General features: G+C 53.7%; 14 protein-coding genes. 7 read left to right on the top strand and 7 right to left on the bottom strand.

Going from position 1 to position 15,906, the window contains the following annotated elements; all coding sequences use genetic code 11:
• Nucleotides 1-259 precede the first annotated feature (259 nt).
• The 3 genes from fucI to fucU are packed head-to-tail and all read left to right on the top strand — an operon-like array spanning nucleotide 260 to nucleotide 3,912.
• A complete protein-coding gene (gene fucI / locus ACOTX5_RS09610; RefSeq protein WP_045327588.1) occupies nucleotides 260-2,038 on the top strand; it encodes an L-fucose isomerase in 1,779 nt (592 codons plus the stop codon).
• Nucleotides 2,039-2,087: 49 nt separating this feature from the next.
• Complete coding sequence (fucK, locus tag ACOTX5_RS09605) at nucleotides 2,088-3,491, top strand: L-fuculokinase (RefSeq protein WP_045911140.1); 1,404 nt, start codon at nucleotides 2,088-2,090, stop codon at nucleotides 3,489-3,491.
• On the top strand, nucleotides 3,484-3,912 hold the full coding sequence (gene fucU / locus ACOTX5_RS09600) for an L-fucose mutarotase (RefSeq protein WP_022650472.1): 429 nt from the start codon (nucleotides 3,484-3,486) through the stop codon (nucleotides 3,910-3,912). The genes fucK and fucU overlap by 8 nt, the downstream gene beginning before the upstream one ends.
• A gap of 41 nt (nucleotides 3,913-3,953) precedes the next feature.
• Here the strand turns inward: fucU and cyoE are convergent, their stop codons facing one another.
• From cyoE to ACOTX5_RS09565, 7 genes are all read right to left on the bottom strand, one after another.
• Nucleotides 3,954-4,841: a heme o synthase gene (cyoE, locus tag ACOTX5_RS09595; protein WP_017383188.1), complete on the bottom strand. Its 888-nt coding sequence runs from the start codon at nucleotides 4,839-4,841 to the stop codon at nucleotides 3,954-3,956.
• A gap of 11 nt (nucleotides 4,842-4,852) precedes the next feature.
• The gene (locus ACOTX5_RS09590; RefSeq protein ID WP_006809888.1) at nucleotides 4,853-5,179 is read right to left on the bottom strand and encodes a cytochrome o ubiquinol oxidase subunit IV; all 327 of its coding nucleotides are present in this window, start codon (nucleotides 5,177-5,179) and stop codon (nucleotides 4,853-4,855) included.
• Nucleotides 5,179-5,793, bottom strand: coding sequence for a cytochrome o ubiquinol oxidase subunit III (locus ACOTX5_RS09585; RefSeq protein WP_003859057.1), 615 nt, complete (start codon nucleotides 5,791-5,793; stop codon nucleotides 5,179-5,181). The genes ACOTX5_RS09590 and ACOTX5_RS09585 overlap by 1 nt, the downstream gene beginning before the upstream one ends.
• The gene (cyoB, locus tag ACOTX5_RS09580; protein ID WP_017383189.1) at nucleotides 5,783-7,774 is read right to left on the bottom strand and encodes a cytochrome o ubiquinol oxidase subunit I; all 1,992 of its coding nucleotides are present in this window, start codon (nucleotides 7,772-7,774) and stop codon (nucleotides 5,783-5,785) included. Before cyoB ends, ACOTX5_RS09585 begins: the two co-directional genes overlap by 11 nt.
• 16 nt (nucleotides 7,775-7,790) lie before the next feature.
• Nucleotides 7,791-8,738, bottom strand: a complete 948-nt coding sequence (cyoA, locus tag ACOTX5_RS09575; protein ID WP_006809886.1) for a cytochrome o ubiquinol oxidase subunit II — start codon at nucleotides 8,736-8,738, stop codon at nucleotides 7,791-7,793.
• Nucleotides 8,739-9,216: 478 nt separating this feature from the next.
• Nucleotides 9,217-10,692: a muropeptide MFS transporter AmpG gene (ampG, locus tag ACOTX5_RS09570; protein WP_045911107.1), complete on the bottom strand. Its 1,476-nt coding sequence runs from the start codon at nucleotides 10,690-10,692 to the stop codon at nucleotides 9,217-9,219.
• A 45-nt stretch (nucleotides 10,693-10,737) separates the two neighbouring features.
• Nucleotides 10,738-11,316, bottom strand: a complete 579-nt coding sequence (locus tag ACOTX5_RS09565; protein ID WP_003859052.1) for a lipoprotein — start codon at nucleotides 11,314-11,316, stop codon at nucleotides 10,738-10,740.
• Between the two features lie 303 nt (nucleotides 11,317-11,619).
• Here ACOTX5_RS09565 and bolA point away from each other — a divergent pair, with 303 nt between their 5' ends.
• The 4 genes from bolA (at nucleotide 11,620) to clpX (ending at nucleotide 15,853) form a co-directional block, all read left to right on the top strand.
• Nucleotides 11,620-11,937, top strand: coding sequence for a transcriptional regulator BolA (gene bolA / locus ACOTX5_RS09560; protein WP_003859051.1), 318 nt, complete (start codon nucleotides 11,620-11,622; stop codon nucleotides 11,935-11,937).
• A 331-nt stretch (nucleotides 11,938-12,268) separates the two neighbouring features.
• Complete coding sequence (tig, locus tag ACOTX5_RS09555; protein WP_015571277.1) at nucleotides 12,269-13,567, top strand: trigger factor; 1,299 nt, start codon at nucleotides 12,269-12,271, stop codon at nucleotides 13,565-13,567.
• 260 nt (nucleotides 13,568-13,827) lie between these two features.
• Nucleotides 13,828-14,451 (top strand): ATP-dependent Clp endopeptidase proteolytic subunit ClpP, encoded by a 624-nt coding sequence (gene clpP, locus ACOTX5_RS09550; RefSeq protein ID WP_006809880.1) that lies wholly within the window; start codon nucleotides 13,828-13,830, stop codon nucleotides 14,449-14,451.
• 127 nt (nucleotides 14,452-14,578) lie between these two features.
• A complete protein-coding gene (clpX, locus tag ACOTX5_RS09545) occupies nucleotides 14,579-15,853 on the top strand; it encodes an ATP-dependent protease ATP-binding subunit ClpX (RefSeq protein WP_015571275.1) in 1,275 nt (424 codons plus the stop codon).
• Nucleotides 15,854-15,906 lie beyond the last annotated feature (53 nt).

Below are 15,906 nucleotides of genomic sequence, written 5' to 3'. Positions count from 1 at the left end.
AGGTATTTTGTTATTTAATTGAATTCAAACGATATGTTTAGATTTTGCTGAATCGTAATACCTGACACTGATCGAATTTTGACCTCTCATCGTGAAACTGCTCACAGATCCTGCACATTTATCTTGTCTCATTTTTAGTGAGAACCCTAAGCTAATTCGAGTTAGCAAATTTCACCGCTTTCCGTTCACGGTGCTGCCCGGGCGCTTTTTCACGGCTATGCCCCTGAGACGGATAGGTTAACCAACGTGAGGAAGGGCTATGAAAACGATAAAAGCGTTACCCCGGATTGGCATTCGACCTGTTATTGATGGCCGCCGAATGGGCGTACGCGAGTCTCTGGAAGAGCAGACCATGAACATGGCGAAAGCCACGGCGGCGCTACTCAGTGAAAAATTACGCCACCCCTGCGGTACGCCCGTAGAGTGCGTAATTGCCGACAGCTGCATTGCCGGAATGGCGGAATCCGCCGCTTGCGAAGAGAAGTTCAGCACGTGCCACGTTGGTCTGACGATCACCATCACCCCCTGCTGGTGTTACGGGAGTGAAACCATTGATATGGATCCGCTGCGCCCGAAAGCGATCTGGGGCTTTAATGGCACCGAGCGTCCGGGGGCGGTATACCTCGCAGCGGCGCTGGCAGCGCATAACCAGAAAGGGATCCCGGCGTTTTCCATTTACGGCCACGATGTACAGGATGCGGGCGACGAGACCATCCCGGCAGACGTTGAGGAAAAATTGTTGCGCTTCGCCCGGGCGGGCCTGGCGGTCGCCAGCATGAAGGGGAAAAGTTATCTGTCGGTGGGCGGTGTCTCAATGGGGATCGCGGGCTCGATTGTCGATCACAACTTCTTTGAATCCTGGCTGGGGATGAAGGTGCAGGCGGTGGATATGACCGAACTGCGTCGCCGCATCGATCATAAGATTTACGACGAGCAAGAACTTGAGCTGGCCCTGAGCTGGGCGAAGGCACATTTCCGTTTCGGCGAGGATAAAAACGCAGAGCAGTATCGTCGCAATGAACAGGAAAATGCCGCGATCCTGCGGGAGAGCCTGCTAATGGCGATGTGCATCCGCGACATGATGCAGGGCAACCCTAAACTCGCTGCGATGGGCCGCGTGGAGGAATCGCTGGGCTATAACGCCATTGCGTCCGGTTTCCAGGGGCAGCGCCACTGGACGGATCAGTATCCAAATGGCGATACCGCAGAGGCGCTGCTGAACAGCTCTTTCGACTGGAACGGTATTCGCCAGCCGTTGGTAGTGGCGACGGAAAATGACAGCCTTAACGGGGTAGCGATGCTGTTTGGGCATCTGATGACCGGCACCGCGCAGATTTTTGCTGATGTACGCACCTACTGGTCGCCGGAGTCGGTTGAGCGTGTTACCGGCCAGAAGCTCACTGGACGGGCTGAGCACGGCATTATCCATCTGATCAACTCCGGCTCGGCGGCGCTGGACGGTACAGCGGAGCAGAAAGACGCCGAGGGGAAACCGACCCTGAAACCACACTGGGACATTACTGAGCAGGAAGCCAGCGCGTGCCTGGCCGCAACCCACTGGTGTCCGGCGGTGCATGAATACTTCCGCGGGGGCGGTTTCTCATCAAACTTCCTCACCCGGGGTGGCGTGCCATTTACCATGACCCGCGTAAACCTCATCAAGGGTGTGGGTCCGGTATTACAGATAGCGGAAGGCTGGAGCGTTGAGCTGCCGGAACACGTACATGACATTCTGAATAAGCGCACCGATTCAACCTGGCCCACCACCTGGTTTGCCCCACGCCTGACCGGTAAAGGCCCGTTCAGCGACGTCTATTCAGTGATGGCGAACTGGGGCGCTAACCACGGGGTATTAACCGTCGGGCACGTCGGCGCTGATTTCATCACCCTGGCGTCCATGCTGCGCATCCCTGTATGCATGCATAACGTACCGGAGGCGCTGATTTATCGGCCGACGGCCTGGGGCGCTCACGGTATGGATCCGGAAGGGCAGGATTACCGCGCCTGTGAAAATTACGGACCGTTATACAAACATTAATCCGGCCTGCCAGCCTGCTCCGGCGGGCTGGCAGCCTGTGGGGACCGCGATGAAAAAATGTTTTCTGGTTCTCGATTGTGGCGCGACGAACGTGCGCGCCATTGCGCTGGATCCCGAAGGGAATATTGTGGCGCGCGCCGCGGTGGCGAACGAAAGCGAAAGCGCCGCTGAAAATCCGGCCTGGCACCAGTGGTCGCTCGACGCCATCATGCAACGGTTTGCCGTCTGTTGTCAGAAAATCAGCGCAGCGCTGAGCGAGCATCAACTGTGCGGAATGAGTGTGACGACCTTTGGCGTGGATGGCGCACTGGTAGATGAGCGGGGAGAACTGCTTTACCCGATCATCAGCTGGAAGTGCCCGCGAACCGTGCCGGTGATGGAAGCGATTGCCCGTTCATGCTCCCCGGCAGAACTACAGCAGATCACCGGCGTTGGGCAGTTTAGTTTTAACACGTTGTATAAGCTGGGCTGGCTTCAGGACAACCATCCCGATCTGTTACAGCGTGCTCACGCCTGGCTTTTTATCTCCTCGCTAATCAACCATCGCCTGACCGGAAAGATGACGACCGATCTCACGATGGCCGGTACCAGTCAGATGTTCGATCTGCATCAGCAGCGCTTCAGTGAAACGATCTTAAGCAAGATCGGCGTGCCTCATTCCCTTTTCCCGCCGCTGGTTTCCCCCGGAGAAAGGATTGGTGAATTGCGGCCCGACGCTGCATCCAGGCTCGGATTGCCTTGCGGTGTGCCGGTGATCTCCGCCGGGCACGACACGCAGTTTGCCCTTTTTGGCGCCGGGGCGGGAATTAATGAGCCAGTTCTCTCTTCGGGTACCTGGGAGATTTTAATGGCGCGCACCACGCAGGTTGATACCGCTTTGCTGGGGCAATACCCGGGCGCAACCTGCGAACTGGATAGCCGGACGGGGCTCTATAATCCGGGAATGCAATATCTGGCGTCTGGCGTACTGGAGTGGATCCGCGCGCTGTTCTGGTCGCCTGGTACCGACTGGGACACTATTCTGGCTCAGGCGGCGGCAATTCCGAACGGCGCGGATGGCGTCACGATGAATACCCAACTGCTCGATTCTCCACTCGCCGGCTGGCAGGGCGTTACGCTCACCACCACGCCAGCCCATTTTTACCGCGCAGCCCTGGAAGGACTCACGGTGCATCTGCAAGAAAAATGCCTGGCGCTGGAGGCGATCGCGCAATTTAAGGCGCGTGAACTCCTGCTGGTGGGGGGAGGTAGCCGCAATATGCTGTGGAATCAGCTCAAGTCCAATGCGCTTGGGATCCCGGTGAAGGTTCTTGAAGAGGCTGATACGACCGTGCTGGGGGCGTCTTTGTACGGATGGTGGGGCGTCGGAGAAACGGCCAGCGCTGAGGCTGCTCGCGATCGGGTCCACTATCGTTACCGTTATTTCTATCCTGAGGAGCAACCTTGTGCTTAAAACGATATCCCCTCTGATTTCACCCGAGCTGCTGAAAACGCTGGCAGAAATGGGTCATGGTGACGAGATTATTTTTGCAGATGCTCACTTTCCCGCGCATAGCCTGGGGCCAAAGACGATCCGCGCAGATGGCCTGCTCATCAGCGATTTGCTGGCCGCGGTGATACCGCTGTTTGAACTGGACAGCTATGCGCCACCGCTGGTGATGATGGCCCCTGTCGACGGGGATACGCTCGATATACAGGTAGAAGCGCGCTATCGCAACGCACTCTTTGGTGAGGCGGAAGGGGAGGGGATTACGCGTATTGACCGTTATGCGTTTTATGCGCGGGCACAGAAAGCGTACGCCATCGTGGTGACGGGCGAGACCGCGAAATACGGCAATATACTGTTAAAGAAAGGGGTTACGCCGTACCCATAAAAAAACGCCGGGCTAAACCCGGCGTTTTTACATCAGTCTTCTTACCAGACGTAAGTCAGCAGGTGTTGTGAATCTGGCACCATGAAGTCTACGGACATCATCACGGACAGGGAGGTGATGGCGACAATCGAGAACACAAACAGCTTGCGTGCCCAGACCTTGTCATCTTCCACTTTATAACCGCGCAGGGCCATGCCGAGCCACCATACGCTCACCGCAGCTGCTACCACCAGATATTTATATCCGGCGTAACCGCCCAGAGAGAGCATCAGCGTTGCCACGGCAAAAGCGATGATGTAGAGCGTGATGTGGTTCTTGGCAACCGAAATGCCTTTCACGACCGGCAGAACCGGAATGTTCGCCGCCTGATAATCCTTAAAGCGGAAAATCGCGATGGCGTAGGAGTGCGGCATCTGCCACAGGCTAAAGATAGCCAGCAAGATGAGCGCACCGCTGTCGAACTCGTTCGTGACGGCGCAGTAGCCAATCACCGGCGGCGCCGCGCCGGAGAGAGAACCAATCAGCGTGCCGTAGACGGAGTGACGTTTCATATACAGGCTGTAGACGCCCACATATACCACGAACCCCATCACCCCCAGCCAGCAGGCCAGCGGGTTAGCACCAAACCACAGCAGCATAAAGCCAGCAATACCCAGCAAGGTGGCGTACACCAGCGAGACGGAAGGAGCAATCAGGCCTTTAACCAGCACCCGATTTTTGGTCCTTTCCATCTTCTTGTCGATATCCATGTCGATGTAGTTGTTAAATACACAACCGGACGCAACCACCAGTGACACACCGACCAGCGTGTAAATAAAGAGGGTGTAATCAATGCTGCCTTTAGAGGCCAGCAGGAACCCTCCGATTACGGAGATCAGGTTGCCAAAGATGATGCCTGGTTTCGTGACTTGCAGGTATTGCTTAAACATACTCGCCGCTCTTAGTGAACCATCATGTTGTAGTTAAGGTTCCACATAATCCAGATGGAACCGACTACCAGGATAGCGATGATAATCACGGTAAAGATAAAGGCCGTCATGTTCCAGCCTTCATCGGACTTGGTGTTCATGTGCAGGAAGCAAACCAGATGCACCAGAATCTGAATCACCGCGGTCACCAGGATTGCGCCCAGGATAACCGGCTTAGATGCAGAACCGTTCATCACCATCCAGAACGGGATCACCGTCAGAATGATCGACAGGATGAAGCCTGTCATGTAGGTTTTTACGCTGCCGTGGGAAGCGCCATGATCGTTAGAATGACTCATTACATCGCCCCCATCAGATAGACAACAGAGAACACACAGATCCATACCACGTCCAGGAAGTGCCAGAACAGGCTCAGGCACATAATACGGGTACGGTTAGTACTGGTCAGGCCGCGACGGGAGATCTGGAACATCAGCACCGCCATCCAGATCAGACCCGAGGTCACGTGCAGACCGTGGGTGCCTACCAGCGCGAAGAACGCTGACAGGAAGCCGCTACGATCCGGGCCGAAACCTTCCATGATCAGGTGATGGAATTCATAGATTTCCATCCCGATAAAGCCAGCACCAAACAGCCAGGTCAACGCCAGCCAGGAGACAACCTGGCTCTTGTTGTTTTTGTACATGGCGATAGCCGCCATGCCGTAGGTGATGGAGCTGAATAACAGCAGTGCGGTTTCAACCAGAACGAACGGCAGTTCAAAGATGTCCTTACCGGTCGGGCCGCCCGCTGTGCCGTTCACCAGAACGGCATAGGTTGCGAACAGACAGCAGAACAGGATGCAGTCGCTCATCAGGTAGATCCAGAAACCGAAGACTTTCGTCGGTCCTGTATCATGGTGCGCATGTTCATGCGCGTGGGCAGTTGAGTGCGCCAGAGTATCAGTTGCCATTTTTCAGCCCCGCTTTAGAAATCTCGTCAAAATGCTGGTTTTCCAGCTTTTCAACTTCACGGACTGGTACGTAGTAGTCCACGTCCTCGTCAAAGCTCTTCACAATCCAGCTGATTACGATGCCAGCGAAGCCAACAATCGCCATCCACCAGATGTGCCAGATCATTGCGAAACCAAATACCGTTGCGAAAGCGGCAATGACCATGCCCGCGGCGCTGTTTTTCGGCATATGGATCTCTTCGTAATGCTCAGGTTGCTTGTACGCTTCACCTTTTTCTTTCATTTCCCAGAATGCATCACGCTCGTGAATGTGCGGCACTACGGCAAAGTTATAGAACGGAGGCGGAGAAGAGGTCGCCCACTCCAGCGTACGGCCACCCCATGGGTCACCGGTCAGGTCGCGGTTCAGGTTACGGTCACGGATAGACACGTAGTACTGAATCAGCTGGCACAGAATACCGCAGGCAATCAGCGCTGCGCCGCCCGCTGCAACCATCAGCATTGGGTGGAACTGCGGATCGATCTGCTGGCTCAGACGACGGGTCATCCCCATGAAGCCCAGCACGTACAGCGGCATAAACGCCACGAAGAAGCCGATGATCCAGAACCAGAACGCGCGTTTACCCCATTTTTCGTTCAGGGTGAAACCGAACGCTTTTGGCCACCAGTAGGTCACACCAGCGAAGCAGCCGAAGACCACGCCACCGATGATAACGTTATGGAAGTGCGCAATCAGGAACAGACTGTTGTGCAGAACGAAGTCAGCACCTGGTACCGCCAGCAGTACGCCGGTCATCCCACCTACGGAGAAGGTCACGATGAAGCCGATGGTCCACAGCATAGCTGAGTGGAACACGATACGACCCTGGTACATGGTGAACAGCCAGTTGAAGATCTTAACCCCGGTCGGGATCGCGATAATCATGGTGGTAATACCGAAGAAGGCGTTTACGTTGGCACCCGCACCCATGGTGAAGAAGTGGTGCAGCCAGACGATGAACGACAGGACGGTAATACATACGGTTGCCCACACCAGAGAGGTGTAACCAAACAGGCGTTTGCGCGAGAAGGTTGCCGCGATTTCGGAGAACACACCGAACACCGGCAGAACCAGGATGTACACTTCCGGGTGACCCCAGGCCCAAATCAGGTTGATGTACATCATCATGTTGCCACCCATATCATTCGTGAAGAAATGGGTACCCAGATAGCGATCCAGGGTCAGCAGCGCGATGGTGACGGTCAGAATTGGGAACGACGCGATAATCAGGACGTTGGCGCACAGAGATGCCCAGGTAAATACTGGCATCTTGAACATCGTCATACCTGGTGCACGCATCTTCAGGATGGTCACGAAGAAGTTAATACCGGTCAGGGTGGTACCGACACCGGAGAGCTGAAGCGCCCAAATCCAGTAGTCAACGCCCACGCCCGGACTGTACTCAATTCCCGACAGCGGCGGGTAGGCCAGCCAGCCAGTCTGAGCAAATTCGCCCACACCCAGTGACAGGTTAACCAGGATAACGCCGACAACCGTGAACCAGAAGCTCAGGTTGTTCAGGAACGGGAACGCAACGTCGCGCGCGCCGATTTGCAGCGGAACGACCACGTTCATCAGACCGATTACCAGCGGCATCGCCACGAAGAAGATCATGATAACGCCGTGGGCGGTAAAGATCTGATCGTAGTGGTGCGGTGGCAGGAAGCCGGCTTCGCCCGCAGACGCAAGCGCCTGCTGGCTACGCATCATGATTGCATCCGCAAAGCCACGAATTAACATGACGATACCGACGATGCAGTACATGATACCGAGTTTTTTGTGGTCAACCGAAGTCAGCCACTCATTCCACAGGTAGCTCCACTTACCGAAGTAAGTGATCAGGCCAACTAAGGCCGCGCCACCAATGATAATTGCAGCCACCGTAACCATAATAATCGGTTCATGGTAGGGCACTGCATCCAGTGTCAATTTTCCGAACATTTTCTTCCTCGGCCCCTTAGTGAGCGGTTTCCGCGTGGCTCATGTCCATGCCTTCCATACCCTGGTGCGTGTTGTGCTCGCCTTCAGGCTGGGTCATGTCCATGCTCATGCCGTGATCCATAAATTTGCCAATAACGTCTTTGAACAGATTCGGTTTCACGTTAGAGAAGTACTCCACCTTGTTGTATTCGCTAGGTGCAGCCACTTTTTCGAACGCCGCCATGTCAGACATGGTGTTTGGAGACTGCTTCGCTTTTGCAACCCACTGGTCGAAAGTCGCGCGGTCTGGCGTAGCGATAGCTTTGAACTTCATACCCGAGAAGCCCGGGCCACTATAGCTGGCGGAGATACCGTCGTAGGTGCCTGCTTCATTCGCGATCAGGTGCAGGTTAGTCTGCATACCGGCCATCGCGTAAATCTGGCTGCCCAGACGTGGGATGAAGAAGGAGTTCATTACGGAGTTGGAGGTCACTTTGAACTGAACCGGAGTGTTCGCCGGGAAGGCGATTTCATTCACGGTAGCAATGCCCTGTTCTGGATAGATGAAGAACCATTTCCAGTCCATGGAGACCACTTCAATGGTAATAGGTTTTTCATCGTGAACCAGCGGTTTGCTCGGCTCAAGTGCGTGAGTGGTTTTCCAGGTCAGTACAGCAAGGAACAGGATGATCAGAATAGGTACCGTCCAGACCACAGCTTCCACTTTATTGGAGTGTGACCAGTTAGGGCTATACTTCGCATCTTTATTGCTCGCACGATACTTCCAGGCGAAACCAACAGCCATCAAGATGGCAGGAATAACCACAATCAACATCAGGCCAAAAGCCGTCAGTATCAATGAACGTTGTTCCAGTCCAATCTGTCCTTTGGGGTCTAGTAGTGCAGAATCGCAGCCACTGAGTAATACAGTGCCTGCGAATAATGACAACCATCCCAAACTTTTATTGTATTTCCTGAGTCTCATTTAACGACCTCAATTCCACGGGAGTCTGGTGGCGTTTAAAGTGTGGGGGCATTTTACGGGAAGGTTACATTACTGTAAACATCATTAGCCCTGTGTCAGGAAGGTGTTACCGGGTTCTGCCGCACATGTCACAAGTGTTGCAAATTATGTCGCGTTTTCCGGGGGAAGCCGCACGGAGCGGGCGTTATAACGAAAGGGTGCCCCAGCATACCGCAAAAGGGACAATTGGTATAACCATTGTGAAAAATACACAAATAATTAACAATTAATTATCAATAAAAAGACAACTAAAAAACGAAAATTCAATCTTTCGAATGCTGAATCGTTTAACGGAAAATAGCGTAGCGAAATAAGCTCCAATAATTTCCGAATGCTATCCCGCACAAAACAACAAATATTTTTTTTGCCGATGGCGGTTATTTCGCCGTTATAATTTCGTGTCGTTATTACAACGGGAAATAATCTTTCGCTTTTTACTTCATGTCATCTGCGTTTTCCGCAATGACAAGAAATCCAGCATCCCACCGGTCAGGATACCCACGATGGCGAGTAACACCCCTGCATCAAGCAGCTGGGTTTCAAACGGAAGCGACAAGGTGGTCGTCGCATTCAAGATGAGTACCGCGAGCCACACTACCAGCGCAAGACAACCAGCCATCAGCAGACGCAGGGCAAACCGATAGGCAGCCTGATATTCCGTGCGCGGCATGAAGTGTTCCGTCCGCTGGGTATATTCCAGCGTCTGGCGACAGACCAGCAGCAATAAAATCCCCGGCACCGCCGCCACCACCGAGAAGAGATAAAACGTCGGCCAGCCGTGAGCTTCAACAAACCAGCCCGCGACGGGGCCAACGTATACGCGCCCGACGGCAGAAAGGGCAGACAGTAGCGCAAATTGGGTGGCGGAAAATGACTTATTGCACAGCGTCATCAGCAGGGCGACAAATGCCGCAGTGCCCATACCGCCACACAGGTTTTCAAAGAATACCGCCGTCGCCATGCTGATCATATGCTTGTCGGTGATCGACAGCAGCCAGTAACCGGCATTCGATGCGCCCTGAAGGATGCCGAAGATCAGCAGAGCGCGGAACAGCGTCAGGCGCTGCATCAATACACCGCCGTAAAGCGCGCCGACGATCGTGGCAAACAGCCCCAGGGTTTTGTTCACCACGCCGACTTCGCCCGCATCAAACCCGACGCCGCGGATCAGGAAGGTGGTGGTCAGACTCATGGCGAAAGCGTCGCCAAGCTTATAAAGGACAATTAGCAGCAGGATCAGCCAGGCATTATTGCGACCAAAGAAGTCGCGGAGCGGTGCGGCGACGGCCTGCTCCAGCGAGCGGGGGACCGGAATCACATCGCTCGGTTCAGGCGCGAATAGCGTGGCAATAATGCAGGGGATCAGCAGAGCGGCCATCAGCCAGTACATTCCCTGCCAGCCGAGATAGCGGTCGGCAAGCCAGAGGGCCAGCCCGCCGGAAACCAGCATACCCAGGCGGTAGCCAAGCACGCTGATTGCCGCACCGGCGCCACGCTCTTCCGCTGGCAGGACGTCCGTCTTCCAGGCGTCAAAAACAATGTCCTGCGAAGCGGAGCAGAAGGCGATGACCACCGCAAGCGCGGCCATCCAGCGCAGCTGTGTTGACGGCTCAAGGAAACCCATTGCGGCAATGGCCAGCAACAGCAGCACCTGCGTCATCACTAACCAGCCGCGACGGCGCCCGAGGAACGGTGGGGTATAGCGATCCATCACCGGCGACCACAGGAACTTAAAGACGTAAGCCTGGCCGACGAGCGAGAAGAAACCAATGGTTTTAAGATCGATGTTCTCAACCGTCATCCACGCCTGTAACGTGCCGGAGGTGAGCGCAAGGGGTAAACCGGAGGCGAAACCAAGGATCAGCAGAATAGCTGATTTCGGTTGCTGGAAAATACGTAAGTAGTGACTGGACATGTTCTTATGAACTGACCCGGTGAAGCACCGGGTCAGTCAGCAGGATTAACGGGCGTTCTGCTTGATGAAGTCGTGAATGCTGGTGTCCTGCGCCATGTCGGCAATGGTATCAGTCAGCACGCTGTTAACCGCGTCAGCGATATTTTTGTTGGAGGCCTGGAATGCGCCTTCAACGGAATAGCTTGCACGGTAGTTTTTGTTCATTTTATTGCCGTTCTTCGCGGTAGCGATGATGGCGATATCGGCTTTGGTCGCAATGTTGTAGCGAACGTTACCCTGGGAGACGTCAGCGTACAGGTTGTTCACGATGATTTGCAGATCAACCGCGCCGCTTGGGCCAATCATGTAGCCACGGGAGGTCATCTGTTTCTCCAGCACTTCCTGCAACAGGAAGCGCAGGTCGCGGGAGGCGGTCAGCGTGACCTGCTGGTTGTCGCGAGTCACTTTCGCCAGCGCCTGGTCCTGACGCTGATCGGCGCCATTAATGCTGACCGTAACGCCCATCAGGCTTGGATCCTGCTGAGGCAGGGTAATTTTTGGTGAAACGTCAATGGTCGTCGGCGGAGTCGCGCAGCCGGCGAGCATAAAGAGTGCTACCAACGGAAAGAAGAGTTTTTTTAACATTTTCGGGTTCTCAACGAATCGTAAGCAAAGAGAGAAAAATTGCCGCCATCATAACATCGCCAACGGCCAGGGGAAGTGGTCAACGCATGTAAATTCATCGCCTTGTCCGAAAACTGACCACCTTTCCGCTTTTCTCTGCCTGTAAGGGACAAAACGTATGAACCACATAGTGAACTTCATTCGTTTGGATGAGAAAATCAGACGAAAGCTAAATATTTGTTGTCAAGGTGTAATGGAACCGGTAAAAGCGGCTAATATTTAAAGGGATGGGTGACATCTTAGCGTTGTCGGAGGAGTGATTTCATGATGATACGTGAACAGATAGAAGAAAAATTAAGGGCAGCGTTCAACCCTGTGTTTCTCGAAGTTGTCGACGAAAGCTATCGTCATAACGTGCCGGCAGGTTCTGAAAGCCACTTTAAAGTGGTTCTGGTCAGCGATCGCTTCACGGGAGAACGTTTCCTGAACCGACACCGCTTGATCTACAGCACCTTGACGGAAGAACTCTCCACAACCGTACATGCGCTGGCGCTGCATACCTACACCATTAAGGAATGGGAAGGGCTACAGGATACGGTATTCGCATCACCGCCTTGTCGGGGTGCAGGCACCATCGCCTGATAAATCGGATTTGCAACCGCCGGAGTTTTTCCAGTATGTTGCTTACAGATTTCGTCAAAACGGCCTTCGGGCCGTTTTGTTTTGTCTGAGTTTTGAGCGGATGGCGCGTTTTTAAGGCTAAAAATAGCCTTAAAGTGTGAAAAAAGCCGCAGCAACATGCTCCAACCGTTCTCGACTCACCTAAGTGATGCCGCTATAATGCCGCGTCTTATTGAATGTCTTCGGGATGATTCTGGCGACAGGGAATGTGAATCTGCACATAAGAGAGCATCCCGGTATAACAGACAGATTCAGAGTTGACCGAGCACTGTGATTTTTTTGAGGTAACAAGATGCAAGTTTCAGTTGAAACCACTCAAGGCCTTGGCCGCCGTGTAACGATTACTATCGCTGCTGACAGCATCGAAACTGCTGTGAAAAGCGAGCTGGTCAACGTAGCAAAAAAAGTACGTATTGACGGCTTCCGCAAGGGCAAAGTACCAATGAATGTTGTTGCTCAGCGTTATGGCGCTTCCGTGCGTCAGGATGTGCTGGGTGAACTGATGAGCCGCAACTTTATCGACGCGATCATCAAAGAAAAAATCAATCCAGCCGGCGCGCCGAACTACGTTCCAGGTGAATACAAGCAGGGCGAAGACTTCACCTACTCCGTAGAGTTCGAAGTGTACCCGGAAGTTGAGCTGAAAGGTCTGGAATCTATCGAAGTTGAAAAACCGATCGTTTCCGTGACTGACGAAGACGTTGACGGCATGCTGGATACCCTGCGCAAGCAGCAGGCGAACTGGAAAGAGAAAGAAGGCGCTGTTGACGCGGAAGACCGCGTAACCATCGACTTCACCGGTTCTGTAGACGGCGAAGAGTTCGAAGGCGGTAAAGCGTCTGACTTCGTACTGGCGATGGGCCAGGGTCGTATGATCCCAGGCTTCGAAGACGGTATCAAAGGTCACAAAGCTGGCGAAGAGTTCACCATTGACGTGACCTTCCCTGAAGAATACCACGCTGAAAACCTGAAAGGTAAAGCAGCGAAGTTCGTTATCAACCTGAAGAAAGTGGAAGAGCGCGAACTGCCAGAACTGACCGAAGAATTCATCAAGCGTTTCGGCGTGGAAGATGGTTCTGTTGCGGGCCTGCGTACCGAAGTGCGTAAAAACATGGAGCGCGAGCTGAACGGCGCTGTACGTAACCGCGTGAAGTCTCAGGCGATTGAAGGTCTGGTGAAAGCGAACGACATCGACGTTCCTGCTGCCCTGATCGACAGCGAAATCGACGTTCTGCGCCGTCAGGCTGCACAGCGCTTCGGTGGCAACCAGCAGCAAGCGATGGAACTGCCACGCGAGCTGTTCGAAGAGCAAGCGAAACGTCGCGTTGTTGTCGGCCTGCTGCTGGGCGAAGTGATTCGTACCCACGAGCTGAAAGCTGACGAAGAGCGTGTGAAAGGCCTGATCGAAGAGATGGCTTCTGCATACGAAGACCCATCAGAAGTGATCGAGTTCTACGGTAAGAACAAAGAGCTGATGGACAACATGCGCAACGTCGCACTGGAAGAGCAGGCTGTTGAAGCGGTACTGGCGAAAGCGAAAGTGACCGAAAAAGAGACCTCTTTCACCGAACTGATGAACCAGCAGGCGTAATTTCGCCCCGACGGTTTAAAGTTTGAACAAAAAACCCGTTGCCCTCCGGCGACGGGTTTTTTTTATCACCGCTTTAGTCCTGGAAGGGTGCTAAAACGCCCTTTCAGTGTTAGCGTTACAACAAAACGTTGTTATGCTTGAAATAGGGCATGACGACCCCCATTAGTATGTAATCACGATGATTGAGACTGGCTGATAATCCGTCCATAAGGTTACAATCAGTACAGCAGGTGTTTTCAATTTTGAACCAGGAGACGGAAATGTCATACAGTGGCGAACGAGATAACTTTGCACCCCATATGGCGCTGGTGCCAATGGTTATTGAACAGACCTCACGCGGTGAGCGTTCTTTCGATATCTATTCCCGTCTGCTCAAGGAACGCGTTATCTTTCTGACCGGCCAGGTGGAAGACCATATGGCTAACCTGATCGTGGCGCAGATGCTGTTCCTGGAAGCGGAAAACCCGGAAAAAGACATTTACCTGTACATCAACTCGCCAGGCGGTGTGATTACGGCGGGCATGTCAATTTATGACACCATGCAATTCATCAAGCCGGATGTCAGTACCATCTGTATGGGGCAGGCGGCATCCATGGGTGCTTTCCTGTTAACCGCAGGGGCGAAAGGTAAGCGTTTCTGCCTGCCTAACTCCCGCGTGATGATTCACCAGCCGCTGGGTGGTTACCAGGGCCAGGCGACGGATATTGAAATCCACGCCCGAGAAATTCTGAAAGTAAAAGCGCGCATGAATGAACTTATGGCGCAGCATACGGGTCAACCTCTCGAGCAGATCGAGCGCGATACCGAGCGCGATCGCTTCCTCTCTGCACCAGAGGCAGTTGAGTACGGCTTAGTCGACTCCATTTTGACCCATCGTAATTGATGCCCGCGACGCGAGTGTGCCGCTATACTAAGGTAGGGCGGAACGTTGCCTGTAAGCAGCTTGCGTCTGAGAATGGCATTTGCGTCGTCATGTGCGGCACATAGAACTTAAAAAGAGGTTTGGACTCATGACAGATAAACGCAAAGATGGTTCGGGCAAACTGCTGTACTGCTCTTTTTGCGGCAAAAGCCAGCATGAAGTGCGTAAACTGATTGCCGGGCCGTCCGTGTATATCTGCGACGAATGCGTCGATTTATGTAACGACATCATTCGCGAAGAGATTAAAGAAGTCGCGCCGCACCGTGAGCGCAGCGCGTTACCAACGCCACACGAGATTCGCCACCACCTGGACGACTATGTCATTGGTCAGGAGCAGGCGAAAAAAGTGCTGGCGGTGGCGGTATACAACCACTACAAACGTCTGCGTAACGGCGATACCAGCAATGGCGTAGAGCTGGGCAAAAGTAACATTCTGCTGATCGGGCCTACAGGTTCTGGTAAAACCCTGCTGGCGGAAACGCTGGCGCGCCTGCTGGATGTTCCGTTCACCATGGCGGATGCCACCACCCTGACCGAAGCCGGTTATGTGGGTGAAGACGTTGAAAATATTATCCAGAAGCTGCTCCAGAAGTGCGATTACGACGTACAGAAAGCCCAGCGCGGGATCGTCTATATCGATGAGATCGACAAAATCTCCCGTAAATCAGACAACCCGTCGATCACCCGTGACGTCTCGGGCGAGGGCGTGCAGCAGGCGCTGCTGAAGCTGATCGAAGGTACGGTTGCGGCTGTTCCACCGCAGGGTGGGCGTAAACATCCGCAGCAGGAATTCTTGCAGGTTGATACCTCCAAGATCCTGTTTATCTGTGGTGGTGCGTTTGCAGGCCTGGATAAAGTGATCTCTCACCGTGTGGAAACCGGCTCCGGCATTGGTTTTGGCGCAACGGTGAAAGCCACGTCTGAAAAACCAAACGAAGGCCAGCTGCTGGCGCAGGTTGAACCGGAAGATCTGATCAAATTCGGTTTGATTCCGGAATTTATCGGCCGTCTGCCGGTTGTGGCGACCCTGAACGAACTGAGCGAAGACGCGCTGATTCAGATCCTGAAAGAGCCGAAAAACGCGCTGACCAAGCAGTATCAGGCGCTGTTTAATCTGGAAGGCGTTGAGCTGGAATTCCGTGACGAAGCACTGGACGCGATTGCCAAGAAAGCGATGGCGCGTAAAACCGGTGCCCGTGGCCTGCGTTCTATCGTAGAAGCAGCATTGCTCGACACGATGTACGATCTTCCTTCTATGGAAGACGTTGAAAAAGTCGTGATCGACGAGTCCGTCATTGGTGGCCAGTCCAAGCCGTTACTGATTTACGGTAAACCGGAAGCGCAGCAGGCATCTGGCGAATAATTCACCATTTCATACAATCAGTTAATCAAAAAGGGGGGATTTTATCTCCCCTT

The organism is Enterobacter cloacae complex sp. IR5441 (genome assembly GCF_049238215.1).
GTDB lineage: Bacteria > Pseudomonadota > Gammaproteobacteria > Enterobacterales > Enterobacteriaceae > Enterobacter > Enterobacter hormaechei_C.
This window is presented reverse-complemented; position numbering and strand designations above follow the sequence as displayed.

What these genes read in the sequence shown, in the direction of transcription:
- fucI (WP_045327588.1), top strand. Translation starts at nt 260, where the DNA reads ATGAAAACGATAAAAGCGTTACCCCGGATTGGCATTCGACCTGTTATT.
- fucK (WP_045911140.1), top strand. Translation starts at nt 2,088, where the DNA reads ATGAAAAAATGTTTTCTGGTTCTCGATTGTGGCGCGACGAACGTGCGC.
- cyoE (WP_017383188.1), bottom strand. Translation starts at nt 4,841, where the DNA reads ATGTTTAAGCAATACCTGCAAGTCACGAAACCAGGCATCATCTTTGGC.
- ACOTX5_RS09590 (WP_006809888.1), bottom strand. Translation starts at nt 5,179, where the DNA reads ATGAGTCATTCTAACGATCATGGCGCTTCCCACGGCAGCGTAAAAACC.
- ACOTX5_RS09585 (WP_003859057.1), bottom strand. Translation starts at nt 5,793, where the DNA reads ATGGCAACTGATACTCTGGCGCACTCAACTGCCCACGCGCATGAACAT.
- cyoB (WP_017383189.1), bottom strand. Translation starts at nt 7,774, where the DNA reads ATGTTCGGAAAATTGACACTGGATGCAGTGCCCTACCATGAACCGATT.
- cyoA (WP_006809886.1), bottom strand. Translation starts at nt 8,738, where the DNA reads ATGAGACTCAGGAAATACAATAAAAGTTTGGGATGGTTGTCATTATTC.
- ampG (WP_045911107.1), bottom strand. Translation starts at nt 10,692, where the DNA reads ATGTCCAGTCACTACTTACGTATTTTCCAGCAACCGAAATCAGCTATT.
- ACOTX5_RS09565 (WP_003859052.1), bottom strand. Translation starts at nt 11,316, where the DNA reads ATGTTAAAAAAACTCTTCTTTCCGTTGGTAGCACTCTTTATGCTCGCC.
- bolA (WP_003859051.1), top strand. Translation starts at nt 11,620, where the DNA reads ATGATGATACGTGAACAGATAGAAGAAAAATTAAGGGCAGCGTTCAAC.
- tig (WP_015571277.1), top strand. Translation starts at nt 12,269, where the DNA reads ATGCAAGTTTCAGTTGAAACCACTCAAGGCCTTGGCCGCCGTGTAACG.
- clpP (WP_006809880.1), top strand. Translation starts at nt 13,828, where the DNA reads ATGTCATACAGTGGCGAACGAGATAACTTTGCACCCCATATGGCGCTG.
- clpX (WP_015571275.1), top strand. Translation starts at nt 14,579, where the DNA reads ATGACAGATAAACGCAAAGATGGTTCGGGCAAACTGCTGTACTGCTCT.